Origin of the sequence: Sphingomonas sp. BE138 (genome assembly GCF_031456125.1) — a bacterium.
Classification (GTDB): domain Bacteria; phylum Pseudomonadota; class Alphaproteobacteria; order Sphingomonadales; family Sphingomonadaceae; genus Sphingomonas.
Genome location: NZ_JAVDUC010000008.1, coordinates 73323 through 90544 on the forward strand (window position 1 = coordinate 73323; position 17222 = coordinate 90544).

The window sequence follows — 17222 nt, forward strand, 5'->3', positions numbered from 1 at the left end:
TAGCCGACCATGACCTATGTCGTCACCGACGCCTGCATCCGCTGCAAGTACATGGACTGCGTGGAAGTATGTCCGGTCGACTGCTTCTATGAGGGCGAGAACATGCTCGTCATCAACCCGTCGGAGTGCATCGACTGCGGCGTGTGCGAGCCCGAATGCCCGGCCGAGGCGATCCTGCCCGATACCGAAAGCGGGCTGGAGCAATGGCTGGAGCTGAACAACACCTTCTCCGCCCAATGGCCCAACGTCACCCGCAAGCTCGACCAGACTCCGCCCGACGCGGACGAGATGAAGGGTGTCGAGGGCAAGTACGACAAGTTCTTCTCGCCCGAACCCGGCAAGGGCGACTGACGCCGATGCGGATGTCGCGGCGCGCGCTGCTGGCCGGCGGCGCCGCGGCGCTGGCGCCGCTGCCCGCGCTCGCCCGCGAGGCGCAGTATCCGCGCCCCGATCGCGAGGCGATGCTCCCGGTCCCCGGCGGGCGGGTCTATGTCCGCGTCAACGGCGACCTGAACGGCCCGCGCGCGCCGCTGGTACTGATCCACGGCGGCCCCGGCGGCACGCACACGAGCATGCTCGACGCACTGGCGCTTGCCGACGAGCGCGCGGTGATCCTCTACGACCAACTCGACAGCGGCCGCTCGGACTGGCCGCAGGACCCCGCCAACTGGCGCGTGCCGCGCTTCGTCGACGAACTGGAGGCGATCCGCCTGGGGCTGAACGTCCCGCGATGGCACGTCTGCGGGATCAGCTGGGGCGGGACGATCGCGCTCGAATATGCCGCCCGCCGTCCGCGCGCGCTGGTCAGCACGGTGCTGGGCGGACCGTTGATCGCGACGCGCGCATGGATCGCCGACGCCGACGCGCTCCGCGCCGAGCTGCCGCCCGCGACCCGCGACACGCTGCTGGCGTGCGAGCGCCTGCCGCCACCCGCACCCGCCGCGTGCGACGCGGCGACCGCCGTCTTCTACCGCCACTACAATCGCCGCGAGGACGCGCCGCCCGCGATGCGCGACGCCGCGCGTGCGCCGGGCAATCGCGGCTCGAACCAACGGCTCTACGAGACGATGTGGGGCAAGAGCGAGTTCGTCGCGACCGGTACCTTGCGCGATTACGACGGCACGCCGCTGCTGGCGACGCTGGACGGCGCACGCACGCTGTTCATGGTCGGGCAGTATGACGAGGCGCGCCCCGTCACCGCGCTGGGCTTCGCCGCGCGCGTGCCTGGCGGAGCGGAAGTGGCGGTGATCCCCGGTGCCGCGCACGGCACGCTGTCCGATCGTCCGGCGGAGACGACCGGCGTGCTGCGCGGCTGGCTGCACCGTCATGACACGCCCGCCTTGTAAAAAAGTTCCAGCTTGTCAGCGCCGCTGCCCTAAACAGGCTGGAAATTTTATTGCGGATCGATTATAAACGTCCGGCACGGGCGCTTCCTTAGCGTCCGCCGGAGACGTCCAACTTTATCGCCCCAGCCCGACCTTCAATCGCGGCGCTTGCGCCACGGGTCGGGTCCATTGGGGCCACAACATTGGAAAGGCCACCCATGGCTGCCAAGGCTCTGCATTTCGATGTCGGCGACTATGTCGTTTATCCCAAGCATGGCGTCGGGCGCGTCATCGAGTTGCAGAAACAGGAAATCGCCGGAATGCAGCTGGAGCTGTACGTCCTGCGGTTCGAAAAGGAGCGCATGACGCTCCGCGTCCCCACCAACAAGGCCGAGTCGGTCGGCATGCGCAAGCTGTCCTCGGACAAGACGATGCGCGAGGCGATGGAGACGCTCAAGGGCAAGCCCAAGGTGAAGCGCACCATGTGGTCGCGCCGTGCGCAGGAATATGAGGCGAAGATCAACTCGGGCGACCTGGCGTCGATCGCCGAGGTGGTCCGCGACCTGTTCCGCGCCGACGACCAGCCCGAGCAGAGCTATTCCGAGCGGCAGATCTTCGAGGGCGCCTGCAGCCGCCTCGCGCGCGAGCTCGCCGCGATGGAGCAGATCGACGAGCCCGCCGCGCAGGAAAAGATCCTCGAGATCCTCCGCAAGGCCGCGGCCATCTACAACAAGGAGAAGGTGCCCGCCTGACGCGGTCACCACCCCTGTTGCGTGCGGAAGGGGCGGCCGGCGACGGTCGCCTCTTTTCGTTTGTGCGCCCCGCCGCCGTGTATTAATGATGCAATACACAATCGAGGGAGATGCGCGATGCGTTGGGCGGCCTTGCTGGCGTTGGTTCCGCTGATGGCGTGCGGTGCGGGGGACGACGCGGATGCCGCGCCGGCGCAGGGCACCGGCAGCACGCGCAGCTACGACCTGCGCGACTTCACCGCGGTGCAGCTGGCGGGCAGCGACGATGTGGACGTGCGCGTCGGCGGCGACTTCTCGGTCCGCGCCGAGGGCGATCCGGCGATCCTCGACAAATTGCGGATTTCGAAGAAGGGCGACCGCCTGATCGTGTCGCGCGACTGGACCACCGCGCGCGGCGAGGCGCGCATCCATGTCACGCTGCCGGTGCTGACCGCCGTCGCCCTTAACGGATCGGGCGACCTGTCGGTCGATCGCGTGCGAACCCAGCGCTTCGAGGCGGCGCTTGCGGGGTCCGGCGACCTGCGGCTGGCGCAGGTCGAGGCGGGCGACCTGTCGCTGTCGATCGCCGGGTCCGGCGACATCGCCGCGGCGGGCGCCGCGCAGACGCTGCGCGTGAGCATCGCGGGCTCGGGCGATCTGAGCGCGGGGTCGCTGGTGGCGACGCGCGCCGAGGTCCGCGTTGCCGGATCGGGCGATGTCCGTGCCACGGTGCGCGGACCGGCGACGGTCTCGTCGGTCGGCTCGGGCGACGTCGATCTCGGCCCCGACGCGCGCTGCACCGTCCGCAAGGCGGGGTCGGGCGAGGTGCGGTGCGGCGGCTGATCGCGCCCGTTGTTCTCGCCGCCGCGCTGCTGTCCGCGCCCGCGCAGGCGGCCGAGCGTCGTTGGCCGGTCGGCAGCGTCGAGCGGGTGCGCGTCGAGGCGCCGGTCAAGGTGCGGATCGTCACCGGCGGCGGGAATGGCGTGCGCGCGACCGGCGCCGATCGCGCGGTGCTCGATGCGCTCGACCTGCGTACCGATGGCGCGACGCTGACGATCCGCGCATTGCGCAAGGGACCGCTCGCCGCCGGGATGCCCGCCGAGATCCTGGTCGCGACGCCGCGGCTCGACACGCTCGCGCTCTTCGCCCCCGCGACGGTCACCGTCGACGCACTGCGCGGCGCGCGTGCCAGCGTCTCGGTGGCGGGTGCGGGCGACGTCACGATCGCGCGGGTCGACGCCGACACCTTCGTGGCGACGCTGGTCGGCGAGGGCACGATCACCGCCGCCGGCCGCGCGCGCGAGGTGCGGCTCGCCGGCAACGGCCCCGGCACGCTCGACGCAGGCCGGCTGCTGGCCGAGCGCGCGCAGGTCCAGGCCGCCGGCGACATCATCATCCGCGCCGCCGCGCGCTCGACCGCGCAGGTCACCGCCGGCCCCGACGCGCAGGTCAGCGTCGAAGGCCGCCCGCAATGCACGATCCGCGCCGCGAAGCCGGCCGCCGTGCGCTGTTAGGTCAATCCCCGTCCGGCCCCAAGGCCGGGTCGACGTCGCGTGGCCGCACGAACCGGATCAGCCGCCCCCGACCCGCCGCCACCGCGCCCCAGTCGTCGCCGTCGAAGGTGATCTCGGCAAGCGTCGCGGTCGGATATTTCTCCTCCACCGCATCGCGCAGCCCCCCCGCATCATCGGGCACGAGCAGCATCGCCAGCTCCTCCAGCCCCGGATTGTGCCCGATCAGCAGCAGTGACCCGGTTTCGTCCGCGCCCTCGTGCACCACATCGAGCAGGGTCGCGGCCGACGCCAGGTACAACCGCCGGTCCCACGCCGGCGACAGCGCACGTCCCAGCCCGCGTTCGATCTCCGCCGCCGTCTCGATCACCCGCACCGCCGGCGAGGCGATGACCCGGTCGAAGTGCAGTCCCAGCGCGCGGACGTGCCGCCCCATCGCCACCGCGGCACGACGCCCGCGCGCGTTCAGCGGCCGGTCGAAATCGCGCGCCACCGGATCGTCCCAGCCCGACTTGGCGTGGCGAAGCAGCGTCAGCGTCTTCACGGGGCGATGGTCTCCATCAGGCGTCGAGGGCGGCGTCATGCCCCATGTTAGGCACGGTGGAAAGCCGCCGCTTCACTCTTTCGACCGCCTCGTCGAGCGGCACGCGCGTCACCGGCACGCCGGGCGGAAAGGCGTCCAGCAACCGCGACGGCATCGCCGCAGACAGCAAGACGAACAGCCCGGCATCGCTCCCGCGCCGGATCAGCCGTCCGAACGCCTGCGCCAGCCGCGCGCGCACGATCCGGTCGTCATAGGCGCTCCCACCCCCCGCCAGCCGCCGCGCGGCATGCAGCACGGTCGGCTTGGGCCACGGCACGCCTTCCATCACCACCAGCCGCAACGAATGGCCGGGCACGTCGACGCCGTCGCGCAGCGCGTCGGTACCGAACAGACTGGCGTGCGGATCGTCGCGGAAGATATCGACCAGCGTGCCCGTATCGACCGGATCGACATGCTGCGCATGAAGCGGCAGCCCGGCGCGCGCCAGCCGGTCGGCGACACGCGCATGGACCGCGCGCAATCGCCGGATCGCGGTGAACAGTCCCAGCGCGCCGCCTTCGCTCGCCTCCACCAGCCGCGCATAGGCGTTGGCGAGCGCGGGGATGTCGCCGCGCTTCACGTCGGTGACGATCACCACCTCGGCGCGCGCGGCGTAATCGAACGGCGACTCGACCTGGAAGCGTCCGGCCGCGCGCGGCAGATGCGGCGCGCCGACGCGCGCCTCGGCGGTGTCCCAGTCGCCGCCCGCGGTCAGCGTGGCGGAGGTGACCAGCGCCCCGTGCGCGCCCTTCAGCACCGTCTCCGCGAACGGCAGCGTCGGGTCGAGCCAGCGGCGGTGCAGCCCGATGTCGTATTCGCGCCCCTCGACGCGGTCGACCGCCAGCCAGTCGACGAATTTCGGATCCGCCGGTCCGCCGACCCGCGCCAGCAGCGCCAGCCACGACGCCACCGTCTCCGCACGCCAGCCGAGCGACGCGATCGCCCCCTCCACCCGCGCACGCGCCTGTCCGTCGAGCCAGTCCGGTCCCTCCGCCAGCACCGCCTCCAGCCGCTTGCCTAGCGCCACCATCGGCCGCACCAACGCGTCGAGCGCGTGCGCGGCGGGGGCGGCGGCCTCGATCAGCTCGGGCGAGGGCTCGGCCAGTTCGGTCTCCAGCCCGTAGCCGGCATCCGCCCCGCGCTCCTCCGCGCGCGCATAGGCGAGCCCGCGGACCGCGCCCAGCAACGCCTCGATCGCCCCGAACGGCTGCCCCTCGGCGACCCGCGCCAGCCAGCCGTCGGAGGCGAGCGCCTGCGCCGCGCCGACGATGTCCGCCACCGCTTGCCCGCCCTGCTCGTCATAGCTGGCGACATCCGACAGCCGCGCCTGCAATCCGCGCCGCCGCCCGCGCGACGTCCCCTCCGGCCCGACGATCCAGCGCCGCAGCTCGATCGTCTCCGCCCCCGTCAGCGCGGTGCCGAACATGGCATCCGCGGCATCGAACAGGTGATGCCCCTCGTCGAACACGTAGCGCGTCGGGCGCGTCGCCAGTTCGCGCCCGCGCGCCGCGTTGACCATCACCAGCGCATGGTTGGCGATCACCAGATCGGCCTCCGCCGACGCGCGCGCCGCACGCTCGATGAAGCATTTGCGATAATGCGGACACCCGGCATAGACGCACTCGCCCCGCCGGTCGGTCAGCGCCGCCGATCCGTTGCGCCGGAACAGCGCCACCAGCCAGCCCGGCAGGTCGCCGCCCACCATGTCGCCATCGTCGGTATAGGCGGCCCAGCGCGCGACCAGATGCGCCAGGATCGCCGCGCGGCCGGCGAACCCGCCCTGCAACGCATCCTCGAGGTTGAGCAGGCACAGGTAATTCTCGCGGCCTTTTCGGGTCACCACCTTCGCCTTGCGCAGCCGCCGGTCCGGATACAGCCGTCGCGTCTCGTGCCCCAATTGGCGTTGCAGCGCCTTGGTATAGGTCGACACCCACACCGCCCCGCCCGCCTGCTCCGCCCACAGGCTGGCGGGTGCGAGATAGCCCAGCGTCTTGCCGATCCCCGTGCCCGCCTCGGCCAGCATCAGGTTCGGGGTTTCGCGCGCTATTCGCGGGGCGAAGGCGGCGCCGGCCGCGGCGGCATAGGCGCGCTGCCCGGCGCGCGGCTCCGCTCCCTGCCCCGTCAGCCGGTCGAGCCGGTCGAGCACCGCGCGCTCCTCCAGCGTTACGCTGCGCGGCGCGGGGCGCGGCGCGACCTCCTCCCATTCGGGCAGCTTGGCGAACAGCCAGCGCTCGTTCTGCGCCGGCTTGGCGATGCGGGGGCTCACCAGCGGCGCCCATGCCCAGCGCGCGCGCATCAGCGATTGTGCCGCGGTCCACGCCCCCTCGCGCTCGGGCCACTCGCCCGCGGTCACCGCCAGCATCCGCTCGGCGGCCGCGCGCAGGAACCCCGCGACGTCGTCGTCGCGTGCTGGCGGCGTCATGCCGCACGCATCCGCCACGCCTTTCGGTGTCGGCACCATGAAGCGCGCCGGGTGCAGGAAGGCGAACAGTTCGAGCAGGTCGAGCCCCGACAGTTCGGCATAGCCCAGCCGCTGCCCGATCAGCGGCGCGTTGAGCAGGATCAGCGGCGTGTCGGCCGCCAGCCGGATCGCCTCGCCGCGCGACAACGCGCGCGTGCCGTCGTCATCCGCCACCCAGATGCCGGAATGGCTGGCATGCAGCGCGGGATGCGGAAGCCGGATCACGTCAGCGGACATGATCCTTCGGGAACGAAAGAGCAACTACCAGCCACGATCTTATCGCCCGCTCCGTTCGTACCGAGCATGTCGAAGTACGTGCCGCAGGCGAAGCGCCTCGTTCACGTGCTTCGACAGGCTCAGCACGAACCGGATGATCCGCGAAATCAGTCGCCTCTAAACACCTTTATTGCAATTGCATCGCAGCTGCGAAACGATAAAGGGTGGATTCGTGTGCCATGCTGTGCTTTAGGCTGCGGGGATTTTATCGCTGCACCTGGGAGAGCCCCCGTGAACATCCACGAATATCAGGCCAAGGAACTGCTCGCGAAATTCGGCGTCCCCGTGCCCGCCGGCTATGCCGCGATGAGCGTGGAGGAAGCGGTCGAGGTGTCGAAGAAGCTGCCGGGGCCGCTCTACGTCGTCAAGGCGCAGATCCACGCCGGCGGCCGCGGCAAGGGCAAGTTCAAGGAGCTTCCCGAGGGCAGCAAGGGCGGCGTCCGCCTCGCCAAGACCGAGGACGAGGTGCGCCACGCCGCGACCGAAATGCTCGGCAACACGCTGGTGACGATCCAGACCGGCGAGGCCGGCAAGCAGGTCAACCGCCTGTACGTGACCGACGGCGTCGACATCGCCAAGGAGTTCTACCTCGCGGTGCTCGTGAACCGCGCGTCGGGCCGTATCTCGTTCGTCGCCTCGACCGAAGGCGGCATGGACATCGAGACGGTGGCGCATGACACGCCCGAGAAGATCCACTCGATCGACGTCGACCCGGCGACCGGCTTCCAGCCGCACCACGGCCGCGCGGTCGCGGGCGCGCTGCAGCTGACTGGCGACCTCGCCAAGCAGGCGGCGAACGTCGCGGCGAAGCTGTACGACGCGTTCCTGGGCACCGATGCCGAGCAGATCGAGATCAACCCGCTCGCGGTCACCGACGACGGCAAGCTGATGGTGCTCGACGCCAAGGTCGGCTTCGACGGCAACGCCATGTTCCGCCACAAGGATCTCGCCGAGCTGCGCGACGAGACCGAGGAGGACGCCGCCGAGCTGGAAGCGTCGAAGTACGACCTGGCCTATATCAAGCTGGACGGCGATATCGGCTGCATGGTCAACGGTGCCGGCCTGGCGATGGCGACGATGGACATCATCAAGCTGAACGGCATGTTCCCGGCCAATTTCCTCGACGTCGGCGGCGGCGCGAGCAAGGAGAAGGTGACCGCGGCGTTCAAGATCATCCTGGCCGATCCGGCGGTGAAGGGCATCCTCGTCAACATCTTCGGTGGGATCATGAAGTGCGACATCATCGCCGAGGGCATCGTCGCCGCGGCGAAGGAAGTGAACCTGTCGGTGCCGCTCGTCGTGCGGCTGGAGGGCACGAACGTCGACAAGGGCAAGGAAATCCTGTCGACCTCGGGTCTTGCGATCGTCCCCGCCAACGACCTGGGCGACGCCGCGCAGAAGATCGTGGCCGAGGTGAAGAAGGTCGCCTGACCTTTACACGCATCCAGCGACAGCGGGGCGGGATCGGCATGCCGGTCCCGCCCTTCGCGTACCCGGGCCTCGGCATATCGTGATGGACATCTCTGCCGCCTGAGGCTTTATCCACCCCATGGGAACGGCTGCCGAGCTTACCTGAGCTTGATCTTTACGTAAACGTCAGGTAGCAGCCGCTGGAGATTGAGGAGAGTAGCGCAATGAAGGTGCTGGTGCCGGTCAAGCGCGTGCTGGACTATAACGTGAAGCCGCGCGTGAAGGCGGATGGGTCGGGCGTCGACCTCGCCAACGTCAAGATGAGCATGAATCCTTTCGACGAGATCGCGGTCGAGGAAGCGATCCGCCTCAAGGAAAAGGGCACGGTCACCGAGATCGTCGTCGTCTCGATCGGCGAGCCCAAGGCGCAGGACACGCTGCGCACCGCGCTGGCGATGGGCGCCGACCGCGCGATCCTCGTCACCTCGGAGACCAAGGTCGAGCCGCTGGGCGTCGCCAAGCTGCTGGCGAAGATCGTCGAGGAGGAACAGCCGAGCCTCGTGATCCTCGGCAAGCAGGCGATCGACGACGACAACAACCAGACCGGGCAGATGCTGGCCGGGCTGCTCGGCTGGGGCCAGGGCACGTTCGCATCGAAGGTCGAGCTGGGCGGCGACGCCGTCACGGTGACGCGCGAGGTCGACGGCGGGCTGGAGACGGACACGTTCAAGCTGCCCGCGATCGTCACCACCGACCTGCGCCTCAACGAGCCGCGCTACGCCTCGCTGCCCAACATCATGAAGGCCAAGTCGAAGCCGCTGGCGACCAAGACCGCCGCCGACTTCGGCGTCGACGTGACCCCGCGGCTGACGGTCGTCAGCGTCGCCGAGCCGGCCAAGCGCCAGGCGGGCGTCAAGATCGCCGACGTCGACGAGCTGGCGAACCGGCTGAAGTCGATGGGGATCGCGAAGTAACCGCAGGCGGGAAGCACTTACCCCGCCCTTCGTGCTGAGCTTGTCGAAGCACGTGTTCCGGGACGCGCCCTTCGACAAGCTCGGGGCGAACGGAAGTGAGAGGTCAAAGATGAAGACTCTGGTTTGGGTCGAACACGACGGTTCGACCGTCAAGGACGCCACGCTCTCCGCGGTTACCGCGGCGGCGAAGCTGGGCGAGGTGCATCTGCTGGTCGCCGGCCACAGCGTCGGCGCGGTCGCCGGGGCCGCGGCCAAGATCGCCGGCGTCGGCAAGGTCCATGTCGCCGACGACGCGGCCTATGCGCACCAGCTGGCCGAGAACGTCGCGCCGCTGGTCGTCGCGCTGATGGGCCATCACGACGCGTTCGTGGCCCCCGCGACCACCACCGGCAAGGCGGTCGCGCCGCGCGTCGCCGCGCTGCTCGACGTCATGCAGATCAGCGACGTGCTGTCGGTCGAGGGCGAGGACACGTTCACGCGCCCGATCTACGCCGGGAATGCGATCGCGACCGTCAAGACCGCGGACGCCAAGAAGGTGCTCACCGTGCGCGGCACCGCGTTCGAGAAGGCCGCCGCCGAGGGCGGTTCGGGTACGGTCGAGGCGGTCGCCGCGACCGGCGACACGGGTCTGGCGACCTTCGTCAACCAGGAGATCGCCGCCTCGACGCGTCCCGAGCTGACCAGCGCCAAGATCATCGTGTCGGGCGGCCGTGCGCTCGGCTCGGGCGAGAAGTTCCACGAACTCATCGAGCCGCTCGCCGACAAGCTCGGCGCCGGGGTCGGCGCCAGCCGCGCCGCGGTCGACGCGGGCTATGTCCCCAACGACTATCAGGTCGGTCAGACCGGCAAGATCGTCGCACCCGAAGTCTACGTCGCGGTCGGCATCTCGGGCGCGATCCAGCACCTGGCCGGCATGAAGGATTCCAAGACGATCATCGCGATCAACAAGGACGAGGACGCCCCGATCTTCCAGGTCGCCGACCTCGGGCTGGTGGGCGACCTGTTCACGATCGTCCCGGAATTGACGGCGAAGTTGTAGGCTCGCCCGCGAGCCGGTGCGGAGGGCAAAGCCACTCCGCAACAGCTCGACCGGCCAGCGGCGCTGCAGCGCCGTCTGACGTCGTGCGACGCGGGACATGCTCCCGCGTCGCACCCCCAAGGCCATGACCGGCAGCCGTTGCGCACCTCAGCCCCCGTCCGTACATCCGCGCGCATGCGCCCGTTCCTTCCGCTGCTCGCCCTCCTCGCCCCGCTCGTCTCCGCCGCCGCTCCCGCCGCCGCCCAGCGCGCCGATCGCGCCACCCCCGGCTGGGTCCGCGTCCGGATGGAAACCGCCGACGGCCCGATCGTCCTTGCGCTCGACAGCCGGCACGCCCCCGTCACCACCGCCAATTTCCTGCGCTACGTCGACGACGGTCGGTTCGACGGCATCAGCTTCTACCGCACCGCGCGCAGCAGGAAGGCGCCCGGCACCGGCTTCATCCAGTCGGGCATCCGCACCGACGCGCGCCGCTTCCTCGACACGATCCCGCACGAATCGACGAAGAAGACCGGCATCCGCCACCTCGACATGACGATTTCGATGGCGCGGAAAGGTCCCCCCGGCTCGGCGAACGGCAATTTCTTCATTACAGTCGGCCCGGCGGCGTACATGGACTGGAGCCCGCGCGATCCCGGCTATGCCGCCTTCGGGCGCGTCGTCGCGGGCCAGAAGACCGTCCGCCGCATCCTTGCCGAGCCGACGGGTCAGCAGATGAACGGCACGCTGATCCTGCGCCCGGTGGTGGTGGAGCGCACCATCCGCCTCGACGGCACGCCCAGGCCGACCGGCCGCCCGCGCCCGTGGCTGCTCGAGCATCGCCGCGACGGATGACGCCGGTGCCCGGCCCCGTGGTGGACCCGCTCGTGGATCCCAGCTGGCGCGCCGCGCTCGCGGCCACGCTGGCCGGCGACGACATGGCCGCGCTCGCGCGCTTCCTCGCCGACGAGGAGGCCGCCGGCGCGACGATCTTCCCCCCCGCCGCCGACCGTTTCCGCGCGCTGGAGCTCACCCCGCTGCCCGACGTGCGCGTGGTGATCCTCGGCCAGGACCCCTATCATGGCGCCGGGCAGGCGCACGGCCTGAGCTTCTCGGTCCGCCCCGGCGTCAAGCCGCCGCCCAGCCTCGTCAACATCTACCGCGAACTCGCCGACGACCTCGGCATCGCGGTCCCTGCGCACGGCTTCCTCGAACATTGGGCGCGGCAGGGCGTGCTGCTGCTCAACACCGTGCTGACCGTGGCGGCGGGGCGTGCCGCGGCGCATCGCGGGCGCGGCTGGGAGCAGCTTACCGACGCGATCATCCGCGCCGTCGCCGAGCGCGCCGCGCCGACCGTCTTCATGCTGTGGGGCGCGCATGCCCAGGCCAAGTCGGCGCTGATCGCCGCGACCGGCGCCGAGCGCCACCTGATCCTTGCCGCCCCGCACCCCTCCCCGCTGTCGGCCTACAAGGGCTGGTTCGGCTCGAAGCACTTCAGCCGCGCCAACGCCTTCCTGGCGGCGAACGGCCGCGGCACGGTCGACTGGAGCGTGCCCCCGCTGACGTAAACGCCAGCCGGGCGGTGAGCAGCACGAACACCATGAACGCCGCCTGCGCAAACAGGCGGGGCACCAGCGCGGAGGGGTCGAAGCGCATCGATATCCACAGGTTATGGATCACGTCGGTGACGATGATCGCCCCCGTCAGGACGACGCCCCAGCGCGGGCGAACGAACAGCAGCACGACGGCGGCCGGATCCAGGAACGACAGCGCGGTCCAGAACGCGGCGCTCGCGATCGGTACCCCGCCATAATCCCAGAAGAGCCCGTGATCGTACACGATCCGCCAGTGGATCAGCGTCGCGCCGGCCAGGCACAGCGCGTACGTCGCTCGCACGATCGCACCAAGGCGTTGCTTGCCGGGTCTTGTCACCATCCGCTGATGCGACCCGCGGGTGCCCGGCGTCAACGCGCCGCGCCTGCCCGCCATTGCCCCGCCCGCACCGATCCCGTAGCGCATGCCCCATGAAGCGCCTCGCCATCTACTGCGGCTCCGCCACGCCCGCCGATCCCTTCTACCTCAATCTCGCGCGCGCGGTCGGGCACACGCTCGCCACCCGCGGCATCGGCGTCGTCTATGGCGGCGGGCGGCTCGGGCTGATGGGCGCGATCGCCGATGCGGCGCTGGCGGCCGGCGGCGAGGTGATCGGCGTGATCCCGCAGGCGCTGGTCGATGCGGAGGTCGCGCACCGCAACCTCACCGAACTGCACGTCGTCACCGGCATGCACCAGCGCAAGCAGATGTTCACCGACCTGTCGGACGGCTTCGTCACGCTCCCCGGCGGCACCGGGACGATGGACGAATTGTGGGAAGCGCTCAGCTGGGCACAGCTCGGCTACCATGCCGATCCGGTCGGGCTGCTCAACGCGCGCGGCTATTACGACGCGATCGTCGCCTTCTGGGAGAAGATGGGCGAGGTCGGCTTCCTGCGCGCGCAGCATCGCGAGCTGCTGATCGTTGACGACACGCTGGAGGGCCTGCTCGACCGCATGGCCGCGCACGTGCCGACGCAGCCGATCGTGCGCATGGCCGCGTCGGATCTGTAAGGGGGACCGGTGACGCAGGACCGCGCGGCGCTGGTCGACACCGCCCGCACCTCGATCGCGCGCGGGTCGAAGAGCTTCGCCGCCGCCTCCACGCTCTTCGCACCGGTGGTGCGCGAGCGCGCGTGGCTGCTCTACGCCTGGTGCCGCGCGTGCGACGACCTCGTCGACGGGCAGGACCATGGCCACGACCGCACGATCGTCACCGATGCCCGCGCGCGTGTCGCCCGCGTCCGCGCGCTGACCGACGCCGCGCTCGACGGGCAGCCGACCGGCGACCCGGCGTTCGACGCGCTCGGGCTGGTCGCGCGGGAGACCGGGCTGCCGCGGCGCTTCGTCCACGACGTGATCGACGGCTTCCAGCTCGATGCGGAGGACTGGCACCCGCGCAGCGAGGACGACCTTTACCGCTATTGCTACCACGTGGCCGGCGCGGTCGGCTGCCTGATGGCGGTGGTGATGGGGGTCGATCCGGACGACGAGGCGACGCTCGACCGCGCCTGCGACCTCGGGCTCGCCTTCCAGCTCGCCAATATCGCGCGCGATATCGAGGAGGATGCGCGCGTCGACCGCTGCTACCTGCCCGACGACTGGCTGGTCGAGATGGACATGCCGCCCGGGCAGCATATGAAGCCGCCGTATCGCGATCGGCTGGCGGTGCTTGCGAAGCGGCTGGCGACGCGCGCGCAGGCGCATGAGGACAGCGCCCGGATCGGCACCAAGGCGCTGTCGTTTCGCTCGGCCTGGGCGGTGCTGGCGGCGGCGGGTATCTACGGCGACATCGCACGCGCGGTCGCCGCCCGCGGTCGCCACGCCTGGGACCACCGCGTCACGACCTCGAAGGCGGCAAAGCTCGCATGGATCGCCCGCGCCGGCGTGCAGGCGGCGCGACGCCAAGCGCTCCCCAACACCCCGCGCGATCCGCGGCTGTGGACCCGCCCGCGCTGATTGCTCCTCCGCCATTCTCGCGAAAGCGCCATCCGACGTCCGTCATTCCCGCGCAGGCGGGAATCCAGACGCACAGGTCCGTCGATAGAAGCTAGACGGCAGAGGTTCTGGATTCCCGCAGTCGCGGGAATGACGGAGGTGGCGGAAATGACGTGCGAAGGAGTGCGGGCCGCCGCGCACCTACACCCGGTCCAGATACGCCTGATGCATCGGCAACCCGCGCACCGCGCCCGTAACGTTCGCCGCCAGCTGTCCCAGCGTCTGCTGCAACCGCCCCGCCGGCATCATCCGCGCCACGCGGTTGTGCGCGCGCGGCGCCAGCTTCTGCCCCAGCATCACCTGCACCCACGACGTCACCGTGAACAATTCGTCGCTCGCCTGGAACGCCTGCGCGCTCTCCCGGAACAAGGCGATCCGCTCGGCCAGCGAATCGGGCAGCGGCATGTCGCGCATCCGTTGCCAGAACGGCTCGTCGCGCTGGTTGAGCGTGTAGTGCAGGATGATGAAGTCCCGCACGCCCTCGATCTCGCGCTGCGCCATGTCGTTGAAGCGTGCCGCCGCCGCCGCGCTGACGCCATCGAACGGAAACAGCTGCAACAACCGCGTCAGCGCGATCATGATCAGGTGGATGCTGGTCGATTCCAGCGGCTCGACGAACCCGCCCGCCAGGCTCAGCGCCACGCAATTGCGCTCCCACGCGCGCACGCGCCGGCCGGTGCGGAAACGGATCACGCGCGGCTCGATCAACGTCTCTCCCGTGACGCTCTCCAGCAGGCGCGCCTGCGCCGCGTCGTCGCTCAGATAGTCGCTGGCATAGACGATCCCGTTGCCGAGCCGATGCTGGAGCGGGATGCGCCATTGCCACCCCGCGTCATGCGCGATCGCGCGCGTGTAGGGCACGGCCGGCCCGGTCGCGGTCGTCTGCACCGCGATCGCACGATCGGTCGGCAACCATTGGCGCCAGTCTTCGTAGCCGACCCCCAGCGCGTCGCCGATCAGCAGCGCGCGAAATCCGGTGCAATCGAGGAAGAAGTCGCCCGCGATCCGCGTGCCGTCCTCCATCACCAGCGCCGCGATATCGCCACCCTCGCCGTCACGCTCGACGCGCGCGATCTTGCCCTCGACGCGGGTCAGCCCGTCCGCCTCGCACCGCTCGCGCAGGTAACGGGCGTAGCGTGCGGCGTCGAAGTGGAAAGCGTAGTTCAGGCCTGAGTCGCCGCCTGCGAACCGTCCCTCGCGCGCCGCCTCGTGCTCGACGCAATACCGCCCGATCTCGTCCGCCTGCCCGTTGGCGCGCGCCTCCAGCCAGAAATGGTGGAAGTCGGCCATCCAGGTGGAGCGCCCGATCGTCCCGAACGAGTGGATGTAGCGCTCGTCGGGGCGCGACCAGCCCTCGAACGAAATTCCCAGCTTGAAGCTGGCGCCGGTCGCGCGCACGAAGTCGCGTTCGTCGACGCCGATGATGTCGTGGAAGGCGCGCACGGTCGGGATCGTCGATTCCCCGACGCCCACGGTGCCGATCTCCTCCGATTCGACCAGCACGACATCGACCATCCCGCCCAGCTGCTTGGTCAGCATCGCCGCCGCCAGCCACCCCGCGGTGCCGCCGCCCGCGATCACCACCCGCCGCACTGCCGTCATCGGTTCAGCTTCCTCAGCAAATCGCCGCGCAGCCGCCGCGCGCGCGCCTCGTCCAGCGGTGCGAGCGGCCCCTGCGCCGCCGCGGGCAGATGCGCCGCGGGGCGCGCGGGGTCGCCGAACACGTAATAATCGAACAGCGCGCGCCACGCGTCCTTCTCGGCCGCCGGCCGGTCGCGCAGGCTCAGCAGCCCGTGGAGCAGCGTGTTCATCGGCGTGTCCATGAACGCCGCCGCGTCGTTCCACCAATAGTTCACCAGCACGTTGAACGGCGCCAGCGCCTCGACATGGTGCCACCACAGCGCCGGGTAGACGACCGCATCGCCCGGCTCCAGCTCGGCCACCTGCGCCGCCTCGCGCGCCGCCGCGAAGTTGGGAAAGCGCGCGAGATCGGGCGCGCGGAAGTCGACCAGCGACACCACCTGCCCGCCCGGGGTGGGCTCCAGCGGACCGGGATACAGGTTCGCGACCTGCTCGGGCGGGAACAACGTGAACCGCCGACGCCCGACCGCGCAGGCGGCGATGTTGTTCGACATGTCGTAATGCGCCTGCGCGGTCGTGCGCGTCCCGATCCAGATGCTGCGCAGCACGCGGGCGAAATCGGCCCGCGCCAGCATATTCTCCGCCGCCAGCCCGGGGAAGAACTGCTCGAGATCGGTCGACCCGATATAGAAGCTCGGCGCGCCCTCGTGCCCCTGCGCCGCCAGCATCCGCGCGAGATAGTCGTCCAGCGCCACCCGCTCCGCGACGAAATCCATCCGCGTCAGCGTGTCGTCGTAGAAATAGCGCCCGCCGCGTGTCCGCTCGGCGGTATATCCCGCGCCCGGCCGCCCGTTGTAGAAGCGCAGCAGGTAATCGACCGCCGCCTGTGCGCCCGCGCGCCCCGCCGCCACCAGCGGCCAGTCCGCGACCAGCCCGCGCACCACCACCGGCGCGCCGCCTGCGACCAGCGCCGCCAGGTCGCGCGCCGCCGGATCGTCGGCGGCGATCTCGCGCACCCGCCGGGCGGTGATCGGCGCGGTTTCCGCCGCGCTCACCGCGCGTCCTTCAGCGTCTTCAGTTCGACCAGCCGCTCGACATTGCCCAGCGACGCCGCCGCCATCGTCGCCGCGCGCAGCAGCCCGTTGCCGTGCAGCCGCTCCAGCACCGCTCCCCCCAACGCCGCCAGCGCCGCCTGATCGACCGCCAGCACGTCCGCCACCTCATACCCCCCGGCATCGCCCAGATCGATCCGCAGCGTCACGTCGCGCAGCAGCCCCGCCCCCTCCAGATCGGCGAGGATCGCGCGTTCATGCTGCGCCCCTTCGCGCAGCATGTCGAGCGCGGCGCGCACGTGCGTCAGATACGGCGCGTCGCCGCCATGGTCGCGGAATAGCGGCACGCCGTCCGCCGCCGCGACGCGCGGATCGTCGAGGTCGATCTGCACCGCGTCGTCCGAACCGGGCGCGAACGGCCCGCGCCGCTGGATCGCGGGCACGTAGCGCGTCGTCCAGCGCTCGCCCTCGACGAACAGGTTCTCTCCCGGATCGAGGCCCAGCAGCACGAACGCGCGCAACCCCGCGGTGTCCCGCCGGAAGACGATCGGGAACTCCCGCTGCGCCTCCTCGAACTCGGCGGGCATGATCGGCAGCAGGTTGGCGTGGTCGCCGAACGCCGCCCCGGCGCGCACCGCGACCGTCAGGTCGGCATGGTCGACATTGTCGAGCGTCACGAAGGTCATGTCGTGCATTCTTCCAAACGCAAA

Annotated in this window: 18 protein-coding genes; 12 read left to right on the plus strand and 6 right to left on the minus strand. The window is 70.5% G+C overall.

The features are described 5' to 3' along the window. Positions 1–9 precede the first annotated feature (9 nt). From fdxA to J2Y58_RS11825, 5 genes are all read left to right on the plus strand, one after another. The gene (fdxA, locus tag J2Y58_RS11805; protein WP_058754475.1) at positions 10–351 is read left to right on the plus strand and encodes a ferredoxin FdxA; all 342 of its coding nucleotides are present in this window, start codon (positions 10–12) and stop codon (positions 349–351) included. 5 nt (positions 352–356) lie between these two features. Next, on the plus strand, positions 357–1346 hold the full coding sequence (locus J2Y58_RS11810) for a proline iminopeptidase-family hydrolase (RefSeq protein ID WP_310103291.1): 990 nt from the start codon (positions 357–359) through the stop codon (positions 1344–1346). A 197-nt stretch (positions 1347–1543) separates the two neighbouring features. Next, complete coding sequence (locus J2Y58_RS11815) at positions 1544–2077, plus strand: CarD family transcriptional regulator (RefSeq protein WP_294197714.1); 534 nt, start codon at positions 1544–1546, stop codon at positions 2075–2077. A gap of 117 nt (positions 2078–2194) precedes the next feature. Beyond that, entirely contained in the window at positions 2195–2899 is a 705-nt protein-coding gene (locus J2Y58_RS11820) for a head GIN domain-containing protein (RefSeq protein WP_310103294.1), read from the plus strand. After that, the gene (locus tag J2Y58_RS11825; protein ID WP_310103296.1) at positions 2887–3570 is read left to right on the plus strand and encodes a GIN domain-containing protein; all 684 of its coding nucleotides are present in this window, start codon (positions 2887–2889) and stop codon (positions 3568–3570) included. The genes J2Y58_RS11820 and J2Y58_RS11825 overlap by 13 nt, the downstream gene beginning before the upstream one ends. A gap of 1 nt (position 3571) precedes the next feature. Here the strand turns inward: J2Y58_RS11825 and J2Y58_RS11830 are convergent, their stop codons facing one another. Further along, on the minus strand, positions 3572–4111 hold the full coding sequence (locus J2Y58_RS11830; protein ID WP_310103298.1) for a histidine phosphatase family protein: 540 nt from the start codon (positions 4109–4111) through the stop codon (positions 3572–3574). Positions 4112–4127: 16 nt separating this feature from the next. Continuing rightward, on the minus strand, positions 4128–6848 hold the full coding sequence (locus J2Y58_RS11835; protein WP_310103300.1) for an ATP-dependent DNA helicase: 2721 nt from the start codon (positions 6846–6848) through the stop codon (positions 4128–4130). 270 nt (positions 6849–7118) lie between these two features. Between J2Y58_RS11835 and sucC the strand changes: the two genes are divergently transcribed. From sucC to ung, 5 genes are all read left to right on the plus strand, one after another. Continuing rightward, positions 7119–8318, plus strand: a complete 1200-nt coding sequence (gene sucC / locus J2Y58_RS11840) for an ADP-forming succinate--CoA ligase subunit beta (RefSeq protein WP_310103301.1) — start codon at positions 7119–7121, stop codon at positions 8316–8318. Positions 8319–8521: 203 nt separating this feature from the next. Next, positions 8522–9271 carry an electron transfer flavoprotein subunit beta/FixA family protein gene (locus J2Y58_RS11845; RefSeq protein WP_310103303.1) on the plus strand — a complete coding sequence of 250 codons (750 nt, stop codon included), beginning with the start codon at positions 8522–8524 and terminating at the stop codon, positions 9269–9271. A gap of 109 nt (positions 9272–9380) precedes the next feature. Further along, positions 9381–10310, plus strand: coding sequence for an electron transfer flavoprotein subunit alpha/FixB family protein (locus tag J2Y58_RS11850; protein ID WP_310103305.1), 930 nt, complete (start codon positions 9381–9383; stop codon positions 10308–10310). A gap of 174 nt (positions 10311–10484) precedes the next feature. Beyond that, positions 10485–11144, plus strand: coding sequence for a peptidylprolyl isomerase (locus J2Y58_RS11855; RefSeq protein WP_310103307.1), 660 nt, complete (start codon positions 10485–10487; stop codon positions 11142–11144). Further along, entirely contained in the window at positions 11141–11857 is a 717-nt protein-coding gene (gene ung, locus J2Y58_RS11860) for a uracil-DNA glycosylase (RefSeq protein ID WP_405053096.1), read from the plus strand. Before J2Y58_RS11855 ends, ung begins: the two co-directional genes overlap by 4 nt. On the opposite strand, the gene J2Y58_RS11865 is transcribed toward ung, so the two are convergent. Next, positions 11784–12308 (minus strand): hypothetical protein, encoded by a 525-nt coding sequence (locus J2Y58_RS11865; RefSeq protein WP_310103309.1) that lies wholly within the window; start codon positions 12306–12308, stop codon positions 11784–11786. The two genes, ung and J2Y58_RS11865, sit on opposite strands and share 74 nt — an antisense overlap. Positions 12309–12313: 5 nt before the next feature. Between J2Y58_RS11865 and J2Y58_RS11870 the strand changes: the two genes are divergently transcribed. After that, a complete protein-coding gene (locus tag J2Y58_RS11870; protein ID WP_310103311.1) occupies positions 12314–12895 on the plus strand; it encodes a TIGR00730 family Rossman fold protein in 582 nt (193 codons plus the stop codon). A gap of 9 nt (positions 12896–12904) precedes the next feature. Further along, the gene (locus J2Y58_RS11875; protein WP_310103313.1) at positions 12905–13840 is read left to right on the plus strand and encodes a phytoene/squalene synthase family protein; all 936 of its coding nucleotides are present in this window, start codon (positions 12905–12907) and stop codon (positions 13838–13840) included. Between the two features lie 180 nt (positions 13841–14020). Here J2Y58_RS11875 and J2Y58_RS11880 read toward each other — a convergent pair whose 3' ends face one another. The 3 genes from J2Y58_RS11880 to J2Y58_RS11890 are packed head-to-tail and all read right to left on the minus strand — an operon-like array spanning position 14021 to position 17198. Beyond that, on the minus strand, positions 14021–15481 hold the full coding sequence (locus J2Y58_RS11880) for a tryptophan 7-halogenase (protein WP_310103314.1): 1461 nt from the start codon (positions 15479–15481) through the stop codon (positions 14021–14023). After that, complete coding sequence (locus tag J2Y58_RS11885; protein WP_310103316.1) at positions 15478–16515, minus strand: cupin-like domain-containing protein; 1038 nt, start codon at positions 16513–16515, stop codon at positions 15478–15480. Before J2Y58_RS11885 ends, J2Y58_RS11880 begins: the two co-directional genes overlap by 4 nt. After that, positions 16512–17198 carry a SapC family protein gene (locus tag J2Y58_RS11890; protein ID WP_310103318.1) on the minus strand — a complete coding sequence of 229 codons (687 nt, stop codon included), beginning with the start codon at positions 17196–17198 and terminating at the stop codon, positions 16512–16514. Before J2Y58_RS11890 ends, J2Y58_RS11885 begins: the two co-directional genes overlap by 4 nt. Positions 17199–17222 lie beyond the last annotated feature (24 nt).